This window comes from uncultured Marinobacter sp., assembly GCF_963974375.1.
Lineage (GTDB): Bacteria > Pseudomonadota > Gammaproteobacteria > Pseudomonadales > Oleiphilaceae > Marinobacter.
This window is the reverse complement of record NZ_CAXBDN010000381.1, coordinates 1-2,834: the sequence shown is the minus strand read 5'-3', so window position 1 is coordinate 2,834 and position 2,834 is coordinate 1. Positions and strand designations below refer to the sequence as shown.

The following is a 2,834-nucleotide window of genomic DNA, read 5'->3' as shown; positions in this document are numbered from 1 at the left end:
TCCAGGGCCTCGTAAGTCCGTTCGATCAGCTCTGGGCGAGCCTGGGTCAGTACCTGAATGCGGACGTTGTCCGGAATCCGGTTTTCGTCGATCAGCTTGCGGCAGAAGTCGAAATCCGGCTGGCTGGCGGCGGGAAAACCGATTTCGATCTCGGTAAAGCCCAGTTTGACCAGCAAATCAAACATCCGCTGCTTCTGAGCTACGGTCATGGGCTTCACCAGCGCCTGGTTGCCGTCCCGCAGATCCACCGCACACCAGTCGGGTGCCCGCTCGATAACCCGGTCCGGCCAGCGCCGGTCGGTCTTGCGCACTGGTTGAAACGGGACGTATTTGCGGTGATCAAAAGCCATGCTGCGATCCTCTTGCTGTAAACGAACGGTAGAAATGCCGGTAGGTACCGAAACATCACTCCTCGATGCACACATGATAACGCCAAAGATCAGCCATGGGATTGCTTTTTAAGCCCTGAAACCGGACTATCTGGGCATTATGTTCCAATTTACCAATAGAAAAAGACGGACTATTGCAATGAACAAAGAAACCATGCACAAACTTGACCGCACCGACCGCCGGATTCTGGCCGCACTGCAGTCCAATGGCTCCCTCAACAACCAGCAACTGGCCGAACAGGTGGGCCTCTCGCCCTCACCCTGTCTGCGCCGGGTCAAGGCGCTGGAGGAGGCTGGCATCATCGTTGACCGGGTGACCGTTCTGGATCACAAGAAGCTGGGGCTGTCACTGACGGCCATCATCATGATTGGTATGGATCGCCATACACCGGAACGCTTCGAGGCCTTTGAACGTGAGGTCTCACAGTACCCGGAGGTACAACTGTGTTACCTGATTACCGGGCAGGACGCGGACTACATGCTGAAAGTGGTGGTACCGGATATGGACGGTTATCATCAGTTCCTGCTGAACCGCATCACCCGGATACCGGGTGTCAGCGGCGTTCACTCCAGTTTCGTACTGCGCCGGGTAATTGAAACCACCGCCCTGCCCCTGGACTATCTGGACAACCTCTGAGAACACCCGTAAATCCGCCCGCTCAACAGGTACAATTCTGGCGACAGCCACGTACAATAGCGACTAACGAACTCTGGCCCCTGCGCCAGACATACAGCCATCTCAATCACCAGTTACGGAAACCATAATGCGAGCAAGCCGCTACCTGATTGCAACCCTCAAGGAAACGCCGTCCGACGCCGAGATCATCAGTCATCAGCTGATGCTGCGGGCAGGCCTGATTCGTAAACTGGCCGCCGGCCTGTACACCTGGCTGCCCATGGGTTTGCGGGTATTGCGCAAGGTTGAGCGTATTGTCCGCGAAGAAATGGACCGCAGCGGTGCCCAGGAAGTGCTGATGCCAGCCATACAGCCGGCAGAACTGTGGCAGGAATCCGGGCGCTGGGAACAGTACGGTGGCGAATTGCTGCGACTGAACGATCGCCACGGCCGTGAGTTCTGCTTTGGCCCGACCCATGAGGAAGTCATTACCGATCTGGTTCGTAACGAGCTGAAGAGTTACAAGGAGCTGCCCGCCAACTTCTACCAGATCCAGACCAAGTTCCGTGATGAGCGGCGCCCCCGTTTTGGCGTGATGCGGGCCCGGGAATTCCTGATGAAGGATGCCTACTCGTTTCATGCCAGCAGTGAATCCCTGGACGAAACCTACGACGTAATGCACCGTACCTACTGTGCAATTTTCGATCGCCTGGGCCTCGATTACCGTCCGGTACAGGCAGATTCCGGCGCCATTGGCGGCAATGCCTCCCACGAATTCCACGTGCTGGCGTCCTCCGGTGAAGACGCCATCGCCTTCAGCACCGACAGTGATTATGCCGCCAATATTGAGAAGGCCGAGGCCGTGGCTCCGGAAGGAGAACGCCCGGCTCCCGGGTCCGAACTGACAGAAATTGCGACACTGGGCCAGACCACCATTGATGCGGTTTCACAGTTTCTCTCGGTTGACCCGCAGCAGACCGTCAAAACCCTGCTGGTCAAAGGTGAAGCGGATGAAGATGGCAACAGCAGCCTGGTAGCGCTGATACTGCGGGGTGATCACACCCTGAACGACATCAAGGCAGAGAAACTGGCCGGTGTGGCCGAGCCTCTCACCATGGCCACCGACGAGGAAATCCGGAACGCGGTAGGCTGTGCCCCGGGCTCCATCGGGCCGGTCAATCTGCCGGTGCCGGTCATCGTCGATCGCAGCGCTGCCCAACTGGCGGACTTCGTCTGCGGTGCCAACAAGGAAGGCTATCACCTGACAGGCGTAAACTGGGTCCGTGATCTGGAACTGACCCGGGTTGAAGACCTGCGCAACGTGGTCGAAGGCGACCCCAGCCCGGACGGCAAAGGCACACTGGTGATTCGCCGCGGTATTGAGGTTGGCCATATCTTCAAACTGGGCAACAAATACAGCAAGGCGCTGAACGCCACCGTACTGGACGAAAACGGCAAGACCGCCATTCTGGAAATGGGCTGTTACGGCATTGGTGTGTCACGCATTGTCGCGGCATCCATCGAGCAGAATAACGACGATCGTGGCATCATCTGGCCCGATGCCATCGCACCCTTCGAGATAGCGGTTGTTACCCTGAACGGTCACAAATCAGCGGCGGTTGCCGAGGCCGGTGAAACTCTTTACGCACAACTACGGCAGGCCGGCTTTGACGTATTGCTGGACGACCGCAACGAGCGGCCAGGCGTGAAGTTTGCGGATCTCGAGCTGACCGGCATCCCCCATCGCATCGTGGTTTCCGACCGCGGTCTGGGCGCAGGAACGCTGGAATACAAGGGACGCAAGGACGCTGACAAACAGGACGTTGCTC

2 protein-coding genes and 1 pseudogene are annotated in these 2,834 nt (G+C 57.9%); 2 read left to right on the top strand and 1 reads right to left on the bottom strand.

Annotation, left to right across the window (positions count from 1 at the left end):
* Nucleotides 1-350, bottom strand: a pseudogene (locus tag AAC035_RS20385) (2-isopropylmalate synthase); the annotation flags it as partial.
* A gap of 193 nt (nt 351-543) precedes the next feature.
* Between AAC035_RS20385 and AAC035_RS20380 the strand changes: the two are divergent.
* Nucleotides 544-1,026: an Lrp/AsnC family transcriptional regulator gene (locus AAC035_RS20380; RefSeq protein ID WP_339806943.1), complete on the top strand. Its 483-nt coding sequence runs from the start codon at nt 544-546 to the stop codon at nt 1,024-1,026.
* 127 nt (nt 1,027-1,153) lie between these two features.
* A partial coding sequence (locus AAC035_RS20375; RefSeq protein ID WP_339806942.1) for a proline--tRNA ligase occupies nt 1,154-2,834 on the top strand: 1,681 nt, incomplete at its 3' end.